Source organism: Thalassospira xianhensis MCCC 1A02616 (assembly GCF_003326475.1).
In the GTDB taxonomy this organism is placed as follows: domain Bacteria; phylum Pseudomonadota; class Alphaproteobacteria; order Rhodospirillales; family Thalassospiraceae; genus Thalassospira; species Thalassospira xianhensis.
The window spans coordinates 1-22,135 of the sequence record NZ_JPWA01000034.1; the positions used below are offsets into that span (position 1 = coordinate 1).

Annotated in this window: 18 protein-coding genes and 1 tRNA gene; 9 read left to right on the forward strand and 10 right to left on the reverse strand. The window is 53.3% G+C overall.

The window, feature by feature from the left end:
- The first annotated feature begins 121 nt into the window (after window positions 1–121).
- Window positions 122–198, forward strand: a tRNA-Met gene (locus TH5_RS20375).
- 189 nt (window positions 199–387) lie between these two features.
- Here TH5_RS20375 and TH5_RS20380 read toward each other — a convergent pair.
- Window positions 388–1,167, reverse strand: a complete 780-nt coding sequence (locus tag TH5_RS20380; RefSeq protein ID WP_062953457.1) for an IclR family transcriptional regulator — start codon at window positions 1,165–1,167, stop codon at window positions 388–390.
- A 179-nt stretch (window positions 1,168–1,346) separates the two neighbouring features.
- On the opposite strand from TH5_RS20380, the gene TH5_RS20385 reads away from it, so the two are divergent.
- The 8 genes from TH5_RS20385 to TH5_RS20420 all read left to right on the forward strand — a co-directional run bounded on the left by TH5_RS20385 (window position 1,347) and on the right by TH5_RS20420 (window position 12,195).
- Window positions 1,347–2,864, forward strand: coding sequence for an ABC transporter substrate-binding protein (locus TH5_RS20385; protein WP_114123412.1), 1,518 nt, complete (start codon window positions 1,347–1,349; stop codon window positions 2,862–2,864).
- Between the two features lie 25 nt (window positions 2,865–2,889).
- A complete protein-coding gene (locus TH5_RS20390; protein ID WP_114123413.1) occupies window positions 2,890–3,807 on the forward strand; it encodes an ABC transporter permease in 918 nt (305 codons plus the stop codon).
- 1 nt (window position 3,808) lies between these two features.
- Window positions 3,809–4,732 carry an ABC transporter permease gene (locus tag TH5_RS20395; protein ID WP_062953460.1) on the forward strand — a complete coding sequence of 308 codons (924 nt, stop codon included), beginning with the start codon at window positions 3,809–3,811 and terminating at the stop codon, window positions 4,730–4,732.
- A gap of 10 nt (window positions 4,733–4,742) precedes the next feature.
- Entirely contained in the window at window positions 4,743–5,738 is a 996-nt protein-coding gene (locus TH5_RS20400) for an ABC transporter ATP-binding protein (RefSeq protein ID WP_114123414.1), read from the forward strand.
- A complete protein-coding gene (locus TH5_RS20405) occupies window positions 5,738–6,703 on the forward strand; it encodes an ABC transporter ATP-binding protein (RefSeq protein ID WP_114123442.1) in 966 nt (321 codons plus the stop codon). Before TH5_RS20400 ends, TH5_RS20405 begins: the two co-directional genes overlap by 1 nt.
- Window positions 6,700–8,286: a gamma-glutamyltransferase gene (locus TH5_RS20410; protein ID WP_114123415.1), complete on the forward strand. Its 1,587-nt coding sequence runs from the start codon at window positions 6,700–6,702 to the stop codon at window positions 8,284–8,286. The genes TH5_RS20405 and TH5_RS20410 overlap by 4 nt, the downstream gene beginning before the upstream one ends.
- Before the next feature lie 66 nt (window positions 8,287–8,352).
- A complete protein-coding gene (locus TH5_RS20415) occupies window positions 8,353–9,735 on the forward strand; it encodes a M20 family metallopeptidase (protein ID WP_114123416.1) in 1,383 nt (460 codons plus the stop codon).
- Window positions 9,736–10,035: 300 nt separating this feature from the next.
- The gene (locus tag TH5_RS20420; protein ID WP_208638497.1) at window positions 10,036–12,195 is read left to right on the forward strand and encodes a TonB-dependent receptor; all 2,160 of its coding nucleotides are present in this window, start codon (window positions 10,036–10,038) and stop codon (window positions 12,193–12,195) included.
- Between the two features lie 78 nt (window positions 12,196–12,273).
- On the opposite strand, the gene TH5_RS20425 is transcribed toward TH5_RS20420, so the two are convergent.
- From TH5_RS20425 to TH5_RS20465, 9 genes are read right to left on the reverse strand one after another with little or no spacing between them, the layout of a single operon-like run.
- Window positions 12,274–12,942, reverse strand: coding sequence for an RraA family protein (locus TH5_RS20425; RefSeq protein WP_147250139.1), 669 nt, complete (start codon window positions 12,940–12,942; stop codon window positions 12,274–12,276).
- The gene (locus tag TH5_RS20430) at window positions 12,885–13,664 is read right to left on the reverse strand and encodes an IucA/IucC family C-terminal-domain containing protein (protein ID WP_167443606.1); all 780 of its coding nucleotides are present in this window, start codon (window positions 13,662–13,664) and stop codon (window positions 12,885–12,887) included. Before TH5_RS20430 ends, TH5_RS20425 begins: the two co-directional genes overlap by 58 nt.
- A complete protein-coding gene (locus TH5_RS20435) occupies window positions 13,651–14,466 on the reverse strand; it encodes an ABC transporter ATP-binding protein (RefSeq protein WP_114123418.1) in 816 nt (271 codons plus the stop codon). The genes TH5_RS20430 and TH5_RS20435 overlap by 14 nt, the downstream gene beginning before the upstream one ends.
- A 10-nt stretch (window positions 14,467–14,476) precedes the next feature.
- Entirely contained in the window at window positions 14,477–15,505 is a 1,029-nt protein-coding gene (locus TH5_RS20440) for a FecCD family ABC transporter permease (RefSeq protein ID WP_114123419.1), read from the reverse strand.
- Window positions 15,498–16,490, reverse strand: coding sequence for a FecCD family ABC transporter permease (locus tag TH5_RS20445; protein ID WP_114123445.1), 993 nt, complete (start codon window positions 16,488–16,490; stop codon window positions 15,498–15,500). The genes TH5_RS20440 and TH5_RS20445 overlap by 8 nt, the downstream gene beginning before the upstream one ends.
- A gap of 35 nt (window positions 16,491–16,525) precedes the next feature.
- Window positions 16,526–17,572: an ABC transporter substrate-binding protein gene (locus TH5_RS20450; RefSeq protein ID WP_208638498.1), complete on the reverse strand. Its 1,047-nt coding sequence runs from the start codon at window positions 17,570–17,572 to the stop codon at window positions 16,526–16,528.
- Between the two features lie 21 nt (window positions 17,573–17,593).
- Complete coding sequence (locus TH5_RS20455) at window positions 17,594–19,471, reverse strand: IucA/IucC family protein (RefSeq protein WP_114123420.1); 1,878 nt, start codon at window positions 19,469–19,471, stop codon at window positions 17,594–17,596.
- On the reverse strand, window positions 19,455–20,249 hold the full coding sequence (locus TH5_RS20460; protein WP_114123421.1) for an HpcH/HpaI aldolase family protein: 795 nt from the start codon (window positions 20,247–20,249) through the stop codon (window positions 19,455–19,457). Before TH5_RS20460 ends, TH5_RS20455 begins: the two co-directional genes overlap by 17 nt.
- Window positions 20,243–22,099, reverse strand: coding sequence for an IucA/IucC family protein (locus TH5_RS20465; RefSeq protein WP_114123422.1), 1,857 nt, complete (start codon window positions 22,097–22,099; stop codon window positions 20,243–20,245). The genes TH5_RS20460 and TH5_RS20465 overlap by 7 nt, the downstream gene beginning before the upstream one ends.
- Window positions 22,100–22,135: the final 36 nt, after the last annotated feature.

Sequence of the window (22,135 nt, forward strand, 5' to 3'; positions counted from 1 at the left end):
GGTCACCGCCGGGCCTTCCAAACACAGCAAGCATATTCCCTAACCACACAAAACATCCAACGCCGCCTCACATCATGATGCGGCGTTATCTATTTAACCCACCGGTTAAAATACACCCTGACGCGGGGTGGAGCAGCCCGGTAGCTCGTCAGGCTCATAACCTGAAGGTCGTAGGTTCAAATCCTGCCCCCGCAACCAACTTTAAAAAAGCTCGCCCTCGTGGCGGGCTTTTTTAATGTTCGTTTGCCGGGGGCTTATGGATTGGAACCCGCAACAGGCCAAGCCTGTTGCCAGGTTCTTTGCGCAGGCCAAAGGCCGGAGCTGAGCGAACGTAGGGAGCGCTAATCCTGCCCAAGTAACCACTTCTGCTATAAATGTCGGCGCCGTTTATCTTGATGGCACAATAGATTGGGCAGCTTCAACAACAAGCGGGGCAATTTCCGCTTCTGCGCGTTCGATGGTCCAGCGGATCGATGGCAGAGAACAGTGGATGGCGCCAACCGGTATTCCGTCAATGCTGCAGATCGGGGCGGCAACGTTGACTTCATCGGGTAAAACCTGCCCCTGAGTGGTGCAATATCCCTTTTCGCGTGCCATCAGGATATTGTCGAGTATGGCGCCACGATCCATCGTTGTTCTTTGAGTGTATTGCCGGGTCGGCCAATTGCTTACCGCGTCACGGATGGCCTGATCGGACTGGCGGCTCAGAATGACGCGCCCGGACGAGGCAACCAGTGCCGGCACCCGTCTGCCAATCGCCGAAGCCCCGAAATTGGTGCGGTGGTTGGGCATGCGCACGACATAAATAATATCGGTTCCGATTGGCTCGGCCATGTTGATGGTTTGTGATGTCTGGCGGCTCAGGTCGATCAGGCGCGGCATTGCCAACTGTGCCAGATAATCGGCCCATAGATAACTGTACGCCATTTCCAGATATTTGACGGCTGGCCGAAACCGGCGGGTTTCAGGATTTTTTTCCAGATAGCCAAGCTCGTATAGCGTGTTGGCGTATCGTTGGGCTGCACTCTTTTCAAGACCGGTAACCTTTACAAGGTCGGCCAGGCCAAGTTCTGTTTTATCTTCGGAAAAAGCTTCAAGTATCCGCATGCCCTTTTCAAGGGATGTGACAAAAAGGGTGTCCTGCTGCCGGGCTTTGGCATCCGTCATGGTTACATTTCCTCGTTTTTTTTAATGGCAAACGTGCTGGTTGACATGCTGCTTCCAGTTGCCTTATCGTAGTTATATACAGTACGCTGTATTACAATATAATACAAGGTGTTTTAAATACATCTAATGTGTCTTGCCGCAAATATTGCGAAGCGGGGCATTCATATCAGGAGGCTATAATGAAACAGATCCTTAAGGGGGCTGGAATCTTTGCCCTCGCCATGGCCGCTGCTGGAACAGCCGCTGCCAACAAAGCTGACGATACCCTCAATGTTGCGTTCTCCAAAGAACTTGAGAATGTCGACAGTTATTTCAACTCTGCGCGTGAAGGCGTCATCCTGCAACGCTCGATCTGGGATGGACTGGTTTACCGCGATCCTTATACCGGCGAGTATCAGGGCAATCTGGCGACAGACTGGAAATGGGTTGATGACAAAACCCTTGAATTCAATCTTCGCCAGGGCATTACCTTCCACAATGGCGAGCCTTTTGATGCTGACGATGTGGTCGCGACCGTGAACTGGGTTGCGGATGAAAAGAACGGGGTGAAAACCCAGCGCAACGTCAACTGGATGGAAAGTGCTGAAAAGCTTGACCAGTTCAAGGTCCGCATTCATCTGAAAGCACCATTCCCCGCAGCAATCGAATATCTTGCCGGGCCGGTATCGATTTACCCCAACGAATATTACGCCGAAGCCGGTCCGACCGGCATGGGACTTAATCCGGTAGGGACCGGTCCTTACAAGGTTGTTTCGGTCGAGCCGGGCAAGCGTTTCGTGCTGGAGAAGTACGAAAATTATCACAAGGACAGCCCGAAGGGGCAGGCCAATATCGGTCGTCTGGATATCCGCACCATTCCCGATTTCAACACGCAGGCGGCCGAACTGTTCAGTGGCGGTCTGGACTGGATCTGGCAGGTGCCGCCAGATCAGGCCGAAAGCCTTGGCGCGATGGGTGAATTTACCGTCGCTAACGAAAGCACCATGCGCATCGGTTATCTGCAATTTGATGCCGCTGGACGCAGTGGTGAAGATAATCCGTTCACCAACAAGCTTATCCGTCAGGCAATTTCGCATGCCATTGACCGCGAAGCCATTGTTGCATCGATGCTTAAGGGTAAATCGCGCGTCGTCAATTCGGCCTGCTTCCCGTCGCAGTTTGGCTGCGCACAGGACGTCGCTGTCTATGACTATGATCCTGAAAAAGCCAAACAGCTTCTTGCCGAAGCCGGTTATCCGGATGGACTTGAAATTGACTTCTATGCCTATCGTGATCGCGAATATGCCGAAGCGATGCTTGGCTATCTCGAAGCGGTCGGCATCAAAAGCAATTTCAAGCTTTTGCAATATTCGGCACTGCGTGAACTGAGCATGAAGGGCGAGGTGCCGATGTCATTCCAGACATGGGGTTCCTATTCGATCAACGATGCGTCGGCGATCGTCAGCCAGTATTTCAAGCTTGGCAGTCTTGATAGTGCGCAAGACGAGCAGGTCAAGGAATGGCTGGATGTTGCCGACAGTTCCGTGGATTCCGACGAGCGCAAGGAATACTACGCCAAAGCCCTGAAGCGTATTGCGGAAGAAGCCTATTGGTTGCCGTTGTTCTCCTATAACTCGAACTACGTGTTCACCAAGGATCTGGAATATGCACCGACCACGGATGCTATTCCGCGCTTCTTCCAGATGAACTGGAAATAATCCTCCGGATCAGGGGTTCAGAACGGTGTTGGTATATACGTTAAAAAGGCTTGGCCTGGCCTTGCTGGTGACGCTTGCCGTCTCCATGCTTAGCTTCGCGCTTCTCTATCTTTCGGGGGATCCTGCGGCGGCTATTGCTGGTGAAACGGCAAATGCCGAGGATATCGAAGCTGTAAGGGTTTATTACGGTTTTGATCGACCATGGGTCGTTCAGTATGGCGAATGGATGTTCAATGCGATCAGGGGGGATTTCGGCACAAGCTATTACTTCAAGCTGCCGGTATCGCAATTGGTTGCCGAACGTCTGTCCGTCACGATGTTGCTTGGCGTCTGCGGAATCTCCTTTGCGCTTCTGACGGCTGTGCCTTTGGGTGTTGCCGCCGCCGTTCGCCCCAACAGCATTATTGACCGGATTGCCCTGTTCCTTTCGGTCATGGGGCAGGCCATGCCTAGTTTCTGGTTTGGCCTGGTCCTGATTGTCCTGTTCAGTATCAAGCTTCGCCTTCTGCCGCCTTCCGGTTCGGACAGCTGGCAAAACTTTGTGATGCCGACCATTGTTCTGGGCTATTACGCGATGCCGGCCATCATGCGCCTGACCCGGGCCGGGATGCTTGACGTGCTCGGTGCGGATTATGTCCGCACCGCACGCGCCAAGGGGGCGGGTGAATTCAGGGTCATGTTCAAGCATGCCCTTCGCAATGCCATCATCCCGGTTGTCAGTCTGGCCGCCGTTCAGATGGGCTTCATGCTGGGTGGATCGATTGTCGTTGAATCGATCTTTGCCCTGCATGGCGCGGGCTATCTGGCATGGGAATCCATTGGTCGTAACGATCTGCCAACCGTGCAGGCCCTGATTCTGGTGTTTTCGATGTTCTATATCGTCTTCACCTTCCTGTCGGATTTGTTGAATGCGTGGCTTGATCCGCGCATGAGGGTAGGCTGACATGACCAACACGACCGAAACCATCAACACAGTGGCGCCCAAGGTTGAAGCTGAAGTCCTGAGCGGCCCGACACCACGCCAGATTTTGCTGACCAAAATCCTTGGTCACAAGGGGCTGATGTTTGGGGCCATCGTGCTTCTGACCATTTTCCTGATGGCGCTCTTTGCACCACTTCTGGCGCCTTATGATCCGTATCAGCAGGATTTGATGCATCGGATGATCCCGCCCGTCTGGGATGCCAAGGGCAGTTGGGAAAACATTCTTGGCACCGATCATCTGGGGCGGGATTATCTTTCACGGTTGCTTTATGGCGCACGCATTTCATTGGCCATCGGGGCGATTGCGGCCCTGATTTCCGGCATTATCGGCACCAGCATGGGGGTTGCGGCCGGTTATTTCGGTGGCCGTGTCGATGCCTGTGTCACCTTTCTGATCAATGTGCGTCTTGCCATGCCTGTGGTTCTTGTGGCGCTGGCGGTGGTGGCGCTGTTTGGCGGATCACTTCAGGTGGTGATCACGGTTCTTGGCCTTTTGCTTTGGGATCGGTTCGCGGTCGTGATGCGATCTGCCACGCTGCAATTGCGATCGATGGAATATGTTACGGCAGCCAAGGCCATCGGCTGTTCGACCAAACGCATCCTGTTTAGCGAAATCATGCCCAATATCGCCAACAGCCTGATCGTGATTGTGACGCTTGAAATGGCGCATGCCATTTTGCTTGAGGCCGCCCTATCGTTCCTCGGCCTCGGGGTGCAGCCGCCAACACCGTCCTGGGGCTTGATGGTGTCGGAAGGCAAACAGATGCTTCTGTTCCAGCCATGGATGATTGCCATCCCCGGTGTCGCGCTTTTCATCCTTGTTCTGGCGATCAATTTGCTGGGCGACGGTCTTCGTGACGTTTCCGCACCTGAAAACCGCAACTAGGGGCATCAGCATGGAAAACATTCTTTCTGTTCGCGGCCTCACGGTCGATATCCCGCTGGCGGCCGGAACGCTGCATGCCGTGCGCGGCATTGATTTTGATGTGAAGCGGGGGGAAACCCTTTGTGTGGTGGGCGAGTCCGGTAGTGGAAAATCCCTGACATCGCTTGCGATCATGGGGCTTCTGCCCAAGCAGGCGCAACGTTCGGCGCAGGTTCTGGATTTTGAAGGTGTCGATCTGCAAACCGCGTCCAATCGGGATATGCGCAAACTGCGCGGCAACCGGATTTCGATGATCTTTCAGGAGCCGATGACCTCGCTTAATCCGGCATACACGATTGGCGATCAACTGACGGAAGCCCTTTTGCTTCATCGCAAGGTCCCCAAGCCGGTTGCACGTGATCGTGCCATCGAACTTCTGGAAAAGGTCGGGATCACGGCGGCGGCAAACCGCATGAAACAATATCCCCATCAGCTTTCCGGTGGTTTGCGTCAACGCGTGATGATTGCCATGGCCCTGATGGGCGAACCCGATCTGATCATTGCGGATGAACCGACAACCGCCCTTGATGTCACCATCCAGGCCCAGATATTGCGTCTGCTGAAGGATCTTCAGCGTGAACTGAACATGGCGATGATCCTGATTACCCACGATCTGGGCGTGGTGGCCCGCATCGCGGACAAGGTTGCCATCATGTATGCCGGTGAAATGGTCGAAGCAGGGAGTGCCGCCGAAGTCTTTACCGCGCCAAAGCATCCTTATACCCGCGGGTTGCTTAATTGCATTCCGGTGCCGGGCAAAACCGCGGTTGGTGAACATCTGGGCTCGATCCCCGGTATTGTGCCGTCTCTTATCGGTGATGTGGCCGGCTGTGCTTTCCGAAGCCGCTGTGACGAGGCAACCGCGCAATGTGCGACCGATATACCGGCCCGGATTTCACCCGCCGGGCATCTTTATCGCTGTGTTCACGATTATGACATGAACCAGCCGAAATCGGGGGAAGCATGATGTCCGTTCCGGTTCTTGAACTTGAGAATGTTTCCAAGATTTTTTCGATCAAGCAGGGCATCTTTGGCAAACGCAAGGATCTTCGCGCGGTTGATGAACTGACGCTGAAACTGCAAAAGGGTGAGGTCCTTGGCCTTGTCGGGGAATCCGGCTGTGGTAAAAGTACCCTTGCGCGTATTTTGCTGGGACTGGAAACGCCGACACAGGGCCGGGTTCTGGTCGATGGCGAAGACATTACCACCCATGACAGATCCTATCTGGCGCGGCGTATCCAGCCGATTTTCCAGGACCCTTATTCATCGCTGAACCCGCGCAAGACCATCGGCGATATCATCTCGTTACCTTTGCGTGTGCACAAGGTCGGCGATCCGCGTGACTGGGACAAACAGACCGCCGATATTCTTGATGTTGTCGGTTTGCCCAAACGGGTTTTGCGCAGTTATCCAAGCCAGCTTTCAGGAGGCCAACGTCAACGTGTGGCGATTGCGCGCGCCCTGATCATGCGACCGGAAATCGTGATCTGCGATGAACCGACTTCGGCCCTTGATGTGTCGGTACAGTCGCAAATCCTTAATCTGCTGTCGGATTTGCGCAATGAATTCGGGCTGACCTATCTGTTCATCAGTCATAACCTCGCGGTGGTCGAACATCTCGCAACAAGGGTGGCGGTCATGTATCTGGGCCGCATCGTCGAGGAAGCAGACGCGTCTTCGCTGTTTGCCGGTCCGGATCATCCTTATACCAATGCGTTGCTGGAATCCGTTCTGACGCCGGACCCGTCCCTTGGTGTTCCCGATACGCAATTGGGGGCCGTATTCCCCAATCCGATCAACCCGCCCAGTGGATGTCATTTCCATCCGCGCTGCCCGCGCGCGATTGATATCTGTTCGACCAAGGCCCCGGTCGCGACCCTTCGTCAGGGCAAGCGGGTTGAATGTCATCTGGTCGAAGGGGCGGTTCAATGATCCGCGACAATTTTTCCAACATGCAGTCGATCCGTAAAAACGTCGTCACCGTCGAAAATGGTGGGGTGGTCGCAGCCCAGCATAAGCTAGGCGCCCAGGTCGGGGCTGACATTCTTGCCGCCGGTGGCGATGCCATCGATGCCGCGATTGCCACATCCTTTGCCATGGGGGTTGTCGAACCCTGGATGAGTGGCCCGGCCGGTGGCGGTGCCATGATGATCTATCGCGCCGATGAAGACCGGACCTATTGCATTACCTTCGGGATGCGTTCCCCCGCCGGGCTTGATGTTGCGGATTATCCGTTATCGGGCGAAGGCGTTGCAGGCGACCTGTTCCCATGGGCGCGGGTCGTCGGGGATTGTAACCAGATTGGCGCAACCGCGATTGCAGTACCCGGGACCGTTGCCGGTATGGGTCTTGCCTTTGACCGTTTTGGCACGATGCCGTGGGGAGATCTTGTATCGCCTGCGGCAAAGCTTGCATCCGATGGGTTATCGGTTGATTGGTATGCCGCTCTCATCATCGCGGCCAGTACCCGCGAACTTGCCAAAAACCCCACCGCGGCAGAGACCTTTCTGGAAGACGGGCAGTGGCCGACTATTGCCGGATGGACGGCCCTTTCGGACAAGCGGATCAATCTTGACCGGATGGCGGCCACCCTGCAACGCATTGCCGATAAAGGTGCACGTGAGTTTTACGAAGGTGATCTTGCGGCGGGGATCGTTGCCGATGTCAGGGCTGCCGGGGGATGTTTGTCGCTTGATGACATGAAGTCCTATCAGGCTGTTTTGTCCGATCCGCTGACAACATCCTATCGCGGGGGAATGGTCTATACGCCGCCTGCGATGACGGCGGGTGAAAACCTTGCGGAATGTCTGGAAATCCTGTCGCATCAGAATTTTGAGGGGACGTCGCCGGGGGCGGATGCCTATGGGGCGTATGTCGATGCGCTTAAGGCGACTTATAAACGCCGCTTGCGCGATATGGGGGACGTTGATGACAGTCGCGCCCCTGCCTGCACCACGCATTTCAGTGTGACGGACCGACATGGCAACATGGTCGCGGTGACCCAGACATTGCTGTCCATTTTCGGATCCAAGGTCGTGCTGCCCGGAAGCGGGCTTTTGATGAATAACGGGATCCTGTGGTTCGACCCCGAACCGGGACGGCCAAACTCGTTAGCACCCAACAAACGGTGTTTGATGAATGTCTGCCCGGCAATCGGGCGGCACAAGGACCGGCGTTTTGCCATCGGGGCATCGGGCGGGCGCAAGATTTTGCCAGCCATTCTGCAACTGACATCCTGCCTGATGGATTTCGATATGACCCTCGAAGATGCCTTTCATCAGGCGCGGGTTGATTTCAGCGGCGGCGATACGGTGATTATCGATCAAAGCCTTTCGCCCGACATCATTGCGGCTCTGGGCGAAGGGCATCGTTGCGTGACCACGCGCCGCACTGCTTTCCCCTATGCCTTTGCCTGCCCGGCGGGGGTTCTTCGGCAGGGAAACATCAATCAGGGCATGACCGAAATCATGTCGCCCTGGGGCGATGCGGTGGCGGAAAACCGGGATGTTTCGTGAAACACAAAATGCTCCGTCGTTCCTTTGGGAATTGGATGGCTTATCGGAAAGAACAAGGATCAATCAATGTCAACGCGTGCTGATGCTATCGAAAATGTAACCCGGTATTTTGAAAATGGGCAGTTTATCGACGAACTGCGTCGAATGGTCGAACAGAAAACCGAAAGCCAGAAGCCCGATAATCTCGAGGCGCTGTATGGCTATCTTACCGATGTGATTGTTCCGATGGTGCGCGATATGGGATTTGAAACCCGCATCATTGATAATCCCAAACCCGGTTTCGGACCGTTCCTGTTTGCCGAACGCCGCGAAGGCGACGATTTGCCGACCGTCCTGACATATGGGCATGGCGATGTGATCCTCGCACAGGAAGGCGAATGGCGCGAAGGCCTTGAGCCTTTCAAGCTGGTGATTGAAGGTGATCGGGTTTACGGGCGCGGTACGGCGGATAACAAAGTGCAGCATTGCATCAATCTGGCGGCCCTGCGGTCGGTCATTCAGACACGTGGTGCATTGGGCTTTAACTGCAAGGTCATTATTGAGATGGGCGAAGAGGCGGGGTCGCCCGGCCTTGCCGAACTGTTTACCAATTATCGCGATCTTTTTGCCGCCGATGTCCTGATTGCATCGGATGGCCCGCGCCTGAGTGCAGACCGCCCGACGATGTTCATGGGGTCACGCGGGGCGATTAATTTTGCCCTGTCGCTTAAATATCGCGAAGGCGGGCATCATTCCGGGAACTGGGGCGGTTTGCTGAAAGACCCGATGATTGTTCTTTCGCATGCGATTGCATCCATCGTTGATCGTCGCGGACAAATACAGGTACCGGAATGGCGTCCTGACAGCCTGAGTGACGAAGTCCGGGAAGCCCTAAAGGATTGCGCAATCACCCAACCCGAAACCGGGCCGACAATCAACCCTGACTGGGGCGAGGAAAGCCTGTCACTGGCGGAAAAGGTTTATGGCTGGAACAGCTTTGCGGTCCTTGCGGCAAAGGCCGGAAACCCGGAAAAACCGGTCAATGCCATCGCGCCTGAAGCCATTGCGCATTGCCAGTTGCGTTATGTGGTCGGAACGGATGCGGATGACATTCTGCCGGCTTTGCGCCGCCACCTTGACAAACATGGCTTTACGGATGTTGAAATCATTCCCTCGGCGAAGGGGTTCTTCCGGGCAACCCGGCTTGACCCGTCCCATCCGTGGGTTACGCGTGTACGTGATTCAATCGTCAAGACCACCGGAACCAAACCGGCAATCCTGCCCAATCTTGGCGGGTCGCTGCCCAATGATACATTTGCCTATATCCTTGATTTACCGACAGTCTGGGTGCCGCACTCCTATGCGTCATGCTCTCAGCACGCTCCCAACGAACATATCCTGCAAAGCCTCAGTCGGCAGGCCCTGCAAATGATGGCCGGAGTGTTCTGGGATATCGGCGACAGGGCTTGAACCCGATCATGATGGGGGCAAGAGAAATGTCCACCGCAACCCGCAGGCCTGATCCAACGGAATGGGCGCTTGAGCGCGGCTGCTGGGAATTGCCAGTAGTTTAATGAGGGAGTCGAAACCTCCCGTCGGCTCCTGAATGATGAAAGCCGGAATAGCAGAATTGCTGTTCCGGCTTTCTTACGCCGGTGTGATTTTTGGGTGCAAAATTAAAATGAGAAAGATTATCATTATGATTTGCAATGATCGGGAGGGTTGTGTACGTTTCGGCGGTTTCTAAATTTCATTGCAGAGGGGGCTCTTGTGATTAAACCCGGTTTAACTTCGCTTTTTGCGATCAGTTGTTCTTTTTTGTTCGCGCATCAGGCTTTTGCGCAGACACAAACCGAGCAACAAAAAGTCGAAAGTGAAGAGTCGATTGAAGAGCAACAATCGGCAGATGAAACAACGACCGCACCGCTTGTCATTTCTTCCAGTCGAACCAATTCCGATGTGAAATCATCACCACAGAAGATCACGGTCATCACCAAAGAGGAAATTGAACAGCAGCTTGCAATTACGACGGATTCTTCCAAAGCGCTTGCCAATTTGCTTCCTGCCTACACGCCTGCACGCGAGAAACTGACCGGAAGTGGCGAAACCTTTCGCGGTCGTACGCCGCTTTTCATGATTGACGGGGTACCTCAATCCAACCCGCTTCGTCCGACAGGGCGGTCAGCACATACAATTGATCTGGCGATGGTTGAGCGAATTGAGGTCATTCATGGTGCCAATGCCATCCATGGTCTGGGAGCCACAGGCGGCATCATCAACTATGTGACCAAGCGTCCAGAAGCCGGTAGCTTCAATCAGCATATGAATGTCCAGACGACATTGCCGACGACCGGCATCAGTAACGAAACGGATAACTACAAGCTTGGTTATGGTTTCAATGGCGGCTTTGAGGATTTTGATTACCTTGTTTCCACCACTATTGAAGATCAGGGGCTGTATCTTGACGCGAATGGCGATCCGGTCGGGGTGGATAACACGCAGGGGGATCTTATGGATTCCCGCACTTACGATTTCCTGAGCAAAGGAACCTACTGGATCGATGATGACCAGTCGATTGGCGCGGAATTCAACTATTTCCGTTCAGAAGGCAAACAGAACTATGTCAGTGTGACGGGGGATCGCGACAACGGTATTCCGACGACTTCTGAAAAAGGGACGCCGGTTGGCAAGGCACCGAGAAACCAAGTCTATACGACTAGCCTGGACTATGAGAATAAAGACTTTCTGGATATGGACCTGAAAGTCCAAGCTTATTATCAGGATTTTGAAGGGCGGTTCGGCGCAACAACATCCAATAGTTTCAGAGACCCAGCGCTTGCACCTACCGGACTTGATCAGTCCCAGGCAGATTCGACCAAAGTGGGCAGCAAGGTAACTTTGGTTAAAGATGGCCTGCTTGATGATCGCCTGAAATTGACAACAGGCTTCGATATTCTGAGCGATACCACCGACCAGAAACTGGTTCTGACGGATCGCAGTTGGGTCCCTGAAACAACCTATTTCAACTATGCGCCCTTCCTTCAGGCCGCGTTTGAGGTTCTCGACGGACTTACTTTCCATTCCGGTGTCCGATATGAAGTTGCGGAACTTGATGTTCCGACCTTCCAGACGGTTGCGGATGCCAATAGCGTAACCGTGGATGGCGGGACGCCGTCATTCGAGGAAACGCTTGTCAACTTTGGGATCACATATAGCCCGGTGGAGAGTGTTTCGCTGTTCGGGAATTATTCCGAAGGGTTTGGGATGCCCGATGTTGGCCGCGTTCTGCGTGGCATTAATGATCCGGGACAGGATGTTGATACATTCCTCAATCTGGAGCCGATTGTAACCGACAATATCGAAGTTGGCGTTCGCTACGATGACACGGTCTGGGATGCAGAATTCAGTGTTTATGAGTCAAACGCCGATCTCGGCTCACGACTTCAACAGGTGGGAGATGATTTCTTTGTCGAGCGGCAGAAAACCAGAATTCGGGGGCTCGAAGCTTCCGCTGGTTACTGGCTGAACAAGGAGAATAAGGTTGGTATCGGCTATGCCTATAGCCAGGGTAAGTATGACAGCGATGAGAACGGAACGCTGGATGCCGAACTGGACGGTCTGAATGTGGCACCGAACCGTTTGATTGCAACATGGGGCAGTACGTGGAGTGATAATTTCTCGACGTTCCTGCAAGTGCAGCACAACTTTTCCAAAAACTTCGACGATCCGGAAAAAGAGTTTTCCGGCTATACGATTACTGACCTTGCAGCCACCTACAAACTGCCCACGGGCAAGGTCAATATGGCTATAGAAAACCTCTTCAATGAAGACTACTTCACCTATTACTCGCAGAGTGCCTTGGTAAATCCAGATCGGTATTTCAAAGGCCGCGGGCGTACTGTCACAGTCGGTTATTCTGTAGATTTCTAGGCTGTCTGATCGAAACAAAAGCGTTTGAAAATTCCCTGTGATTATCTGGTCACAGGGAATTTTCACGGATACAGGTTTCTATTTGCGGCTTGCAGACAGTTTTGCGAGAAGTTCCAGCCGTTTTCGTTCATCCTGTTGCTGCTTCTCCAGAACAGGGTCAATCAGCCTTGCGGACTGATCCGGGGAGAGGATGAAAAGGCCGTCTTCATCGCCGATCACCATATCGCCCGGGTGAATTTCCTGACCGTCTATTACGGCAAGGGTGTTGATTTTTCCGCCCAAGTCACTTTTTTGCGTGGTGACAGAACTCTTGCCTTTGGCAAAAACCGGGAAAGCCATGTCTTGCAGAGCCCGGATATCCGTTACGCAGGCATCCGTTACAATACCGGCGACACCCTTGATCATGGCGGCAATGGTACGCAGTTCCCCCCAGCAGGCATATTCCGCGTGGTCTGGCATCGAGATGACAAGGACGTCGCCGGGGCGACTATTGATTAATGCATGATAGAGGGCGCTGCCGTCTGTCCCGTGCAAGGTTACCGTCACCACATGTCCAAGTAGCCTGCAGCATTGGGTTTGGGCTTTGATATTTCGAATATATCCTTCTGTGGTCAGGTGACCGATGGAGGATGTATCCACAGCGCGATACCGTTCAACAAGATCCTGAGGAATGTTCCGGCAAGACGGATTTAGTTCGAGCATTTGCTTTTCTTTCCGGGAGATAAAAGAAGGGGGCAGGTCGAGCAATACTCTTGCGGCGGGGTGAGATAATAATAGCAGCAGGTTCGGCGATAGCGGATTTCGCGTTCTCCGACGGCTGTCTTATCGAAATAGAAACGTTGGAGAGGATTGTCTTTGCAGCCAAAGAGGCTACCCGCTGCTTCGGTTGTGAGATAGGTGAAGTCTTCCCGAATTTGCCGAGCAGTGTCCATGTCACCGATGGACATAAGGCGACGTTCATAAAGAGAATAAACCCTCACAGCGGTATTTTCCCATAAAATGGAAAGGGTTACGCCGGAGGCTTCATGCAGGGCCTGCCACAGACGGGCGAGATTGGTGGAAAAAAGTCTGCGGCATACATCTTCTCGCCAGGTTTCTCTGGCCCCCGGGGGAGGCGGGGAGGCATCCAGATTGTAAAGATACATCGAAGACTGCCATCGCTTTGAATCGTGGCTGTAATCAATCACACAGTTTTCCAGAGACAAATCCAGCCCGCGATTATAGAGGCTCATGGGATAGAGGGTCGCTGCCGTGGTGAGGAAGGCAATACGTTTGCTGAGCAGTGATGCGGTGATCTTGCGCGACCGGGAGCCAAGCAAACGGCCTGCTTCGTTCAATATGTCGCGGCAGATATCCTTATCGAGTATCTCCGGCCCGGGCACCGAAAGCCCGGGTAGACCCGTGCTTGCCGATTTGAGGCCACATAAGGCGCGTAATTCTTCTGTCCACCGGTCGTCAAGGGCATGCATGGAATTCCTCCGGCCTTGACGTACTGCGTCCGTGGGGAATGCAGATCGGTGTACCATTGAGCGGGTCGAAAATGATCCGGCATTCGAGATCGAACACTGCACGGATCATGTCTTCTGTGACGATATCGCCCGGCTTGCCCTGATCATATATCCGGCCGTCTTTCAAAGTGACAAGATGATCGGCATAACGGCAAGCTAGATACAGATCGTGCAGGACCATAACAATGGTTTTGTTCGCATTCTTGTTCTGTTCGTGCAGCAGTTCCAGAATATCGATCTGATGGGAAAGATCGAGATAGGTCGTGGGTTCATCCAACAGAATGATATCGGTGTCTTGCGCCAGCGTTAGCGCGATCCATGCGCGTTGCTTTTGCCCCCCTGACAGTTTTTGCAACGGCCTGTGGCGCAGATCGGTCAGTTCTGTTGCTTCCAGGGCACGTTCGACCATTTTTTCATCGGTGGCAGACCAGCCTTGGAACCAACTTTGATGCGGGTAACGCCCTTGTCGAACCAATTGATAAACTGTCATTTCTTCGGGGGCATCGGGACCCTGGGGAAGAATGGAAAGACGTTTGGCAATTTCAGAACCGGAAATCTGGGAAATCGTCTCGCCCGCAAGGAATATTTGTCCCGAGACAGGTTTCAAAAGGCGGGCAAGAGCGCGCAGCAGCGTTGATTTTCCGCAACCGTTGCTGCCGATCAGGACCGTGATTTTGCCCGTTGGGATAGCAAGGTCGAGTTCCTTGATGACAATGTTCTTGTCATAACCAAGTGTAAGGGCGCGGCTTTCAAGCGATAACATAAGCGTCTCTCTATCTTTGGCGGTAGAGAAGGTAAATGAAAAATGGCGTGCCGATCGCGGAGACAAATATGCCTGCAGGCAAATCCAGCGAGCCGAACAGTGTGCGTCCTGCGGTATCTGCAATCAGGACCAGAAGGCCGCCGATGCAGGCCGTCGCGGGAATTTGCAAAGTGATGGTGTTCTTCACAAGTCGGCGTGCGATATGCGGGGCCAGCAGGCCGACAAATCCGATGGCACCGGCATATGCCACTGCGGCACTGGCCAGAATAACGCAGGCCCCGAGTGCGATCAGACGAACGATTTGTACCGGTATACCCAGGCTGGTGGCCACATCATGGCCCAAGAGCAGGGTATTCAGTGTTCGCCCCAAAAAGATTAGCGGAGGTAAAGGCAGCAATACCCATGGAAGGATGTGACGGACATCAGTCCAATCCGCACCATAGACGCTGCCTGTCAACCAGATATAGGCAGAAAGGTTCGTCATTTCGGTGCTGAAAACCATTAGCAAAGTGGTCAGGGCACCGAAAGTGGCAGAAATGCCGATGCCGATCAGGATCAGCCTTGCCGGTTCTACGGTTCCGCTCCATGCCAGAAGGAAGATCGTAATGGCCGCAACCGCCGACCCGGCTGAGGCGATCAGCGGCATCCATGTCACACTGATAACGGGTGCCAGCCAACCGAAATAGATGACGACGGCAACCGAAGCACCGCCGGTGATGCCGATAATTTCGGGCGAGGCAAGCGGGTTGCGTACCAGGGTTTGCAGGATAAGACCTGAAACCCCAAGACCCGCCCCGACCAAAAGCGCCATAGCTATCCTGGGCAAACGCAGGCTTTGGATGATGAAGCCATGCGGGCTTTCATTGGCCCCGAACAATTCGTGAATGACGGTCAAGATCGGAATATCTTCCGGACCCGCTGCCGTGGCGACGATGGCGATCAGGGCTGTAAACAGCATGATCAGAACAAGGACCGGCAAGGCGGTACGATCAGGATTGTCGGTCCTGTGTCTGCCAAGCGATGTGAAAACATTATCCATAAGAGAAATTCCGCCGGGCAAGAATGACAAATAGCGGGGCACCAATAATGGCGGTCATTGCCCCGATCGGCAGTTCTTCAGGCATGATAATCTGACGCGCGATAACATCGGAAATCAGCAGCAGGACCGCACCGGCAAGACCGCTTAGCGGGATGAGCCAGCGATGATCACTGCCTGTCGAAAGCCGAACGATGTGTGGGACAATCAAACCCAGAAAGGCGATGTTTCCGACAGCAGAAACTGCACTGCCGGCAAGCACGACGACCAGTACTGCAATCAGGGTTTTCAACAGAAATGTATTCTGTCCCAGACCTTTGGCGATATCTTCTCCGGACATGAGAATGTTGATGTGCTGTCCGATGAGACAACTGACGGCAACAGCAGCCGAGATATAGGGCAGAACAGGCAGGAAGGCATCAAGCGTGCGTCCGGCAAGGGAGCCAGCCAACCAGAACAGAATACGGTCAAGGCCGTCCTGATTGATGACCAGAATGGCCTGAGTGAAAGAGATGAAAAGGGCTGTCAGGGCCGCACCACCCAAAACCAGCCTTGTCGGGGTCAATCCGCCATGCCCAAGACTGCCCAACATATAAACGATGCTTCCGGCCAGGGTTGCGCCGGCCATACCTACCCATATCAGGCCATGTCCGGCGAAAGACGGAAACAGGGTGGAAATCAGAACAATCAGAAAGATCGCACCGCTATTGATGCCCAGAATGCTTGGCGATGCCATGGGGTTTCTGGTTACGGCCTGCATCAGAACGCCAGAAATCCCAAGTGCAGCACCAACAAAACAGGCAATAACAGTACGCGGCAGTCGGCTGCTGATCACGATGACATGTTCGACGGAGTTTTCGTTAAACCGGACGAGCGCCGAAAGGGAATCCCCTAGCGATACCGGATATTGTCCCATGGTCAGACTTACACTGAAAGACAGCACGAACATCAGCGTCAGCAACAAAAGAGCTTTGAATTCCTTACTCATGTCGCGTTTGTTTTCTTGATTGTCATATATTGTCTTCACTCTGTCAGGGGCTGCACATCGTAAATTCTGAAAAGATCATCAAGGATCATGTTTGCGCCAATGATCCCGCCAGAAAGGCTCCAGACGATTTCGTCAACCTTGTAAATCTGGCCTGAGCGACTGGCTTTCAGTGTTTTCCACAAGGGATGATTGCGCCAGTTATCATAATTCTCGTCCACTGCGGGGTTTTCGGAACGCAGGAAAACGAAGAATGTATCGGCATTCACCGTTGGCAGAGCTTCCTTGCTGATAAGTTTTTTGTAAATCCAGCCATTGGTATCGGCAAATGAGGAATGCTCAAATCCAAGTTCACTCAGGATCAAACCGGAGAAGCTGTTGCGAGACAAAAGGCGGAGATGATCCGCCCGGAAATTGAGCAAGGAGACTTCGATCGGCCAGTCCATGTTGTCCCGTGATGACAGGACCTGACGGAAATGTTCTGTTCTGCGGTTCCAGTCAGCAAGAAGATCGTCTGCCGTTTGTTCCTGATTTAAGGCCAGCCCCATCAATTCAAGTGTCTGTTTGAAATCAAAGATTTCTTCCAGAAAAATGACAGGTGCGATGGCTGACAATTGTTGATAGAGCGTTTCGTGGCGGAATTTCGAGGCGATAATCAGGTCGGGTTTGAGCGCGACAAGACGTTCCAGGTTCGGTTGGGTTTCCAGCCCGACAATGTCGGTGTTCTTCAGCGCATCTCGGAGATAAGGATAAACGGGTTTGTTGACCCATGATTCAACGACGCCGACCGGAATAACCCCGAGTGCGACGGCCGTATCGGTTGCGCCCTGAAAAAGGGTGACGATCCTTTGGGGGGTGCCGGTTATCTTTGTTTCCCCCATGGAATGGTGGATGACGCGCGTTGTTTCAACGCTTTCCTGCTGTGCCAGAGCGGGTTGAAAAACAAGACAGCAGAAAACCGCCAAACCCGTCGCGATAAAAAGCGACGGGTTGGAGAAATACGTCTTTATCTTCCGGGGCTGCTTTGGCACTGCAAGACGGTAGATGGCGTTCCAGATGAAAGTAAATCCGGACAATTTGGTCATAACCTCGTCTCTCGTTCTTTCTTAAGGGTCAATATTCTGAAACGGGTTCTGCACCTTGCCTTTGCCCCAGGGCATGCTTCCCGGTCCGCCAGCGCGGGCAATGATTGGCCGAACAAGCTGCTTATAGGGCCAATATGGCGTATCGAACAGTTGTTCTGCAATCATTGTGCGATCTTCCTTGTCGAAACTCGCATTATCGAGCGCGTGGATAATCGCGCCTTTCATCTGTTTCCAGAATTCTGAAGCTTCGATGTCATAGATATTCGCAAGGGTTTCCGCGATGGCCCGCAGATTAACCTGTATGCCAAGCGTTTGCAGATAGAACAGAAGGTCTTCGGCGCGATCATGGTAAAGGGTGTTGGCATAGCCCTTTTTGATACGGTACTCGGGATCTGACAGGCCGTTGCGTTCCAGCCAGGGAACAAAAATGCGCAATGAGTCATGATCACGTAGCAACAATCCGTGCGCCTGACCATCCTTCCAGACCATCACTGCATTTTGCCCGTGAATTTCAGCCAGCATACCAATTTTGAACATACGGAAATTGATATCGAAGAAGGTCTCGCAGACTTCCCGGAAGAGAGTCAGGATGTTGTTTTCTGTCCTCGCCATATCGCGGTAATTCAGCCATTCGTCAAAGAAATGTACCCTGCTTCCGGGCAGCGGAGTTCCCAATGCTGCCATAGGGATCAGACGATACTGATCGTCTTCCAGAATTTCCGGATAGGTACGAACCATGGCAGACAAATGGCGGGGGCGTTCGTCAAACAGGCTTGTGCCTTCGGGGAAGTAAGCCCACCAACTGGTTTCGTCACAGACAAAAACGCGGCTTTCAAGTGCCGGATCAAGCTGCAAACCTTTACGTAGCAGGGCCTCGCTGAGGTTGCCGTTGATCATTTTGACCGCAGGCAGGTATCTGGAAGCTGCCAAAGAGAATATATGCATGGGCAGTTTCAGATAGTTTCGGTTCGGAGAAAGCGGGGCCATGGATCGCAGGGACGATGTGGCTTTTACCCTGTAACCCTGAAAATCCAGGATGTGGCAGGTGCCGTCCTGAAGTTCCTGGTCATAATGCGGCCTGATATAGTGATCAAGCTGCCAGGGATGAACAGGCAGGGCAATGTGGCTTTGAGACAGCCCTTTTTTCTCCATCTCTTTCTGGAGCGCGATGTTGCAATCAGGGGTAAGCAAGGAGTCAGCAATAGATTTGCTGCTGTTTTCAACACCTTCGCCCAGCATCAGGCTATCTGCCTTTATCGCAATCCAAACAAGGGAGATGTCCTTGTCGAATTCGGCCATGAACTCGGCATATTCCTCGTTTGACAATCCCATTTTTGCCTTGGCAACAGGATGATAGGGGCGATCACGCAGGGATGCCCATTGCTCCATGATCTGGAAAAAGTCCTGCGGGGTTTTTGAGAGAAGCCGGTTGGTATCGATCTGATATGATAATGACAGCGCCATCTGTTCTGTGCTGGTTTTTACCATTTCCGTAAAAACAGCGATCCCTTCGCGGCTGTCGGGGCTTTCGTCGATCAGTTTGCGACACACCAGATCAAGGAATGACAAGCATTCCAGATGATAAAATCCGTCTGCCGACTTACCAACCAGACGGCTGTTGCGCATGAGCTGGAAGGGATAAAGGACAGCTTTTTCAACGGCTGCGTAAACGCACAGGCCGTCAGGCGTTGTCCAGCGCCAGAGCATGCCGGAAGCGGGGGCCCTATCCAGACCAAGATATTGCAGAAGTTCGCCGGTTTCTTGTGTCTCTGGCAGATCGGAAAAGGCAATCAGATCGGATTTCTGGTGCTCAAAATATTCTTCTGCATGGAGGCCCTCAAAAAGGTCCTGGCAAATCAATCGATCTGCCTTGGTACGCTTGTCATTTATCGCGTTCATGGTGATTCTCCGCCCCTGCTTTTGTGGTCTGAAGCTTGTTTTGCAATGCGCGAAAGGCGATGCCCCGTTCTTCACCCAGAACGAATGTATGAACGCCTTTACGGATCCATTTTTCGTGTTCGTCGGGTTCGCGCGGTATGGCGCAGTACGGGATCGCAGCCCGGCTGCATTCACGTTGAAGATTATCCAGGCATTCCTGTATTTCCGGGTTTTTGATCTGCCAGGGCATCCCCATGGACTGGCTGAGGTCAGCTGCTCCTTCAAGGATCATGTCGAGCCCGTCGACGGCCAGAATGTCATGGATGTTCTCGAGCCCGGCCCTGCTCTCGATCATGGCAACGACCATGATCTCGCGATTGGCAAAGGTCATGTAATCAGCCAGGCTGCTTTTGCCGAAAGCACCGGGGCGACCGCCATTCAGGCTCCGTTTGCCATCGGGGTGATAGCGGGCCGCGCTAACGGCGGTTTTCACATCTTCTGCGCGTTCAACCATTGGAACCACTATGCCCTTGGCCCCGGCGTCAAGCACACGCAGGATCCCTTTCGGGTCCGTGTCGCCCACCCGTACCAAAACGGTGATCTGCAGGGCATCACCGGCACGGATCATGTTTTCAAGGGTTTCCGGATTGACCAGTACATGTTCGGTATCGATGATCACGAAATCGAAATCCGCCTCGGCTATCATTTCTATGGCAGTGGGCGAGGGGATTGAACAGAACAGGCCATAGGCGGGCTGCCCGGCCCGGATTGCCTTTTTCAATTGGTTTTCGGTCAGCATGGCGATGGCCTGTATGCGTAAAGGGGATTGGCGACATCCATGAAACGTGGTTCGCTGTCCCCAAACAGGCGGCGTTTGGTCAATTCTTCGACCTGAATGGTCGGAGCAAAGACGTCAAAGCATTGATAGCGTTCTGCGTGTTGGGGATTTTGTTCCTGATATTCCCGGATGACACTGGCGGTTGTTTCCCAGAACCATTGTTCTGCCAATCCATAATTGGCATCGAGGAAAATGCCGATCTCGGCGAGGCAGATGAAGAAAAATGCATCACAGGTGAAATCGCGAACGGCATTCAGGTCGTCAGTGATAATGAAGGAGTTCCTGTTCAGTCGCAGATGGCTGGCAGGTGCGGCATGCAGTTTCGGGGCCTTGTCGGGATGGGCAAGTGTATCCGGGCAATAGCGCACGCCATCGTGAAAATCCTTCAGGGCGATACGCACCGGCCAGCCGTCCTTGTGAATCAGAACAATATTCTGCCCATGGGATTCAAGTCCGACACCCTCTGCCAGTAACAAATGGATTATGGGACGAACGGCAACCCGGATTAGCTGGGCGCTCCATTCCTCTCGGCCGTGGGTTTGTATCCAGTCATCAATGATCGGTTTGCCATTGCGTTGTATGTGCGTAAGCCCGTTAAACGGTATGGCTGCCTCACCGGGGCGCAAATATTTCGCTATGCTTTCCCGCCAGACACTGCCTAAACCGCCATAGGCGATGGTGCGTCGGTGTTCGGGCAGGGTTTCGTAATCAAAGCTGACACCAAGGAATTCGCGCAGGATGACAAAATCCATTTCCCTGGCGCTTTTGTCATTGTCGATCAGATCTTGCAGCCAGTCGGTAATGACGGGGCCGTTTCTGACCGTGTGATTGGCCAGAATTCGGGTGCTTGATGTATTGGTAAGGTGCATTGCCACCTTGAGATAGGGGCGATCGGGGGCACTGATATTGGCCAATGTCCGAATGGATTGCTGTGCGTGATAGGCATCACTGCCGCGGCCAAGATAAATCAGAATACCGTCGCGTATTTCCCGGTGGAAGGTGGTGACAAGCTTTTTGTCCCACTGCCACGGATGGACCGGCAAAAGCCGGACATCGTCGAACGTCAGTTGGTTGTCATACAGAACAGTTCCGAAATGTTCAAAATCGGACGGGGCAAGCTGTTGCTGAATAACAGAGGCATATTCGTAACTGCCCGAAAGGCCGATATCGGCATGATCTTTCCGTATCGCTAGCCAGACAAGGTGAATGTCCTGACGGAATTCCGGTCCGTAGGCGGCATTGTCGGCCAGTGAAAAGCCAATCCGCGACTTGTAGCATGCATGATAGGAATGGGCGTCCATGATAAGCCCTTCCAGGGTATTGTAGTCATGCCTGAATGCCGATAAATCAGCCTGAACGGGCTGGCTCAGGGACTGAACATCCTTGATAAGGGTTTGTTCCAGTTCCTCGATAAATTGCGTCAGATTGACGGTGCCGGGAATGTGGCAAAGAACCTCGTCAATAAAGCCCGTCAGGCTGGCATCGGTGGTCTGTTGCGCGTCGGCAGACTGACGTCTGGCAATGCCGGACAATTTGATTTGCCCGAAGCTTTCCCTGCGCTGACCCTCAAACAGGTAGCCGACAGTTGCACCGCTGCGTGTCTGCCCTTCGATCAGAAAGAGGGTGCCGTTATCGGTTTCCTGCGTTTGGACAGGAACGATTTTCTCGAAAATCAGCGTTTGCACCAGTTGTTTGAGAACCCGCTGCTCGACACTGGCAAAGCAGTCCCGATTTTGTCTGCTGATCCAGGAATAGACGGTAGTGTCGCGGGTTTCTCTTTCTTGGGGAAAGGGGAGAGTGTTGACATTCATGGGCTCGTTTCCCGTTTGCAGTATTCATTTAAGGAT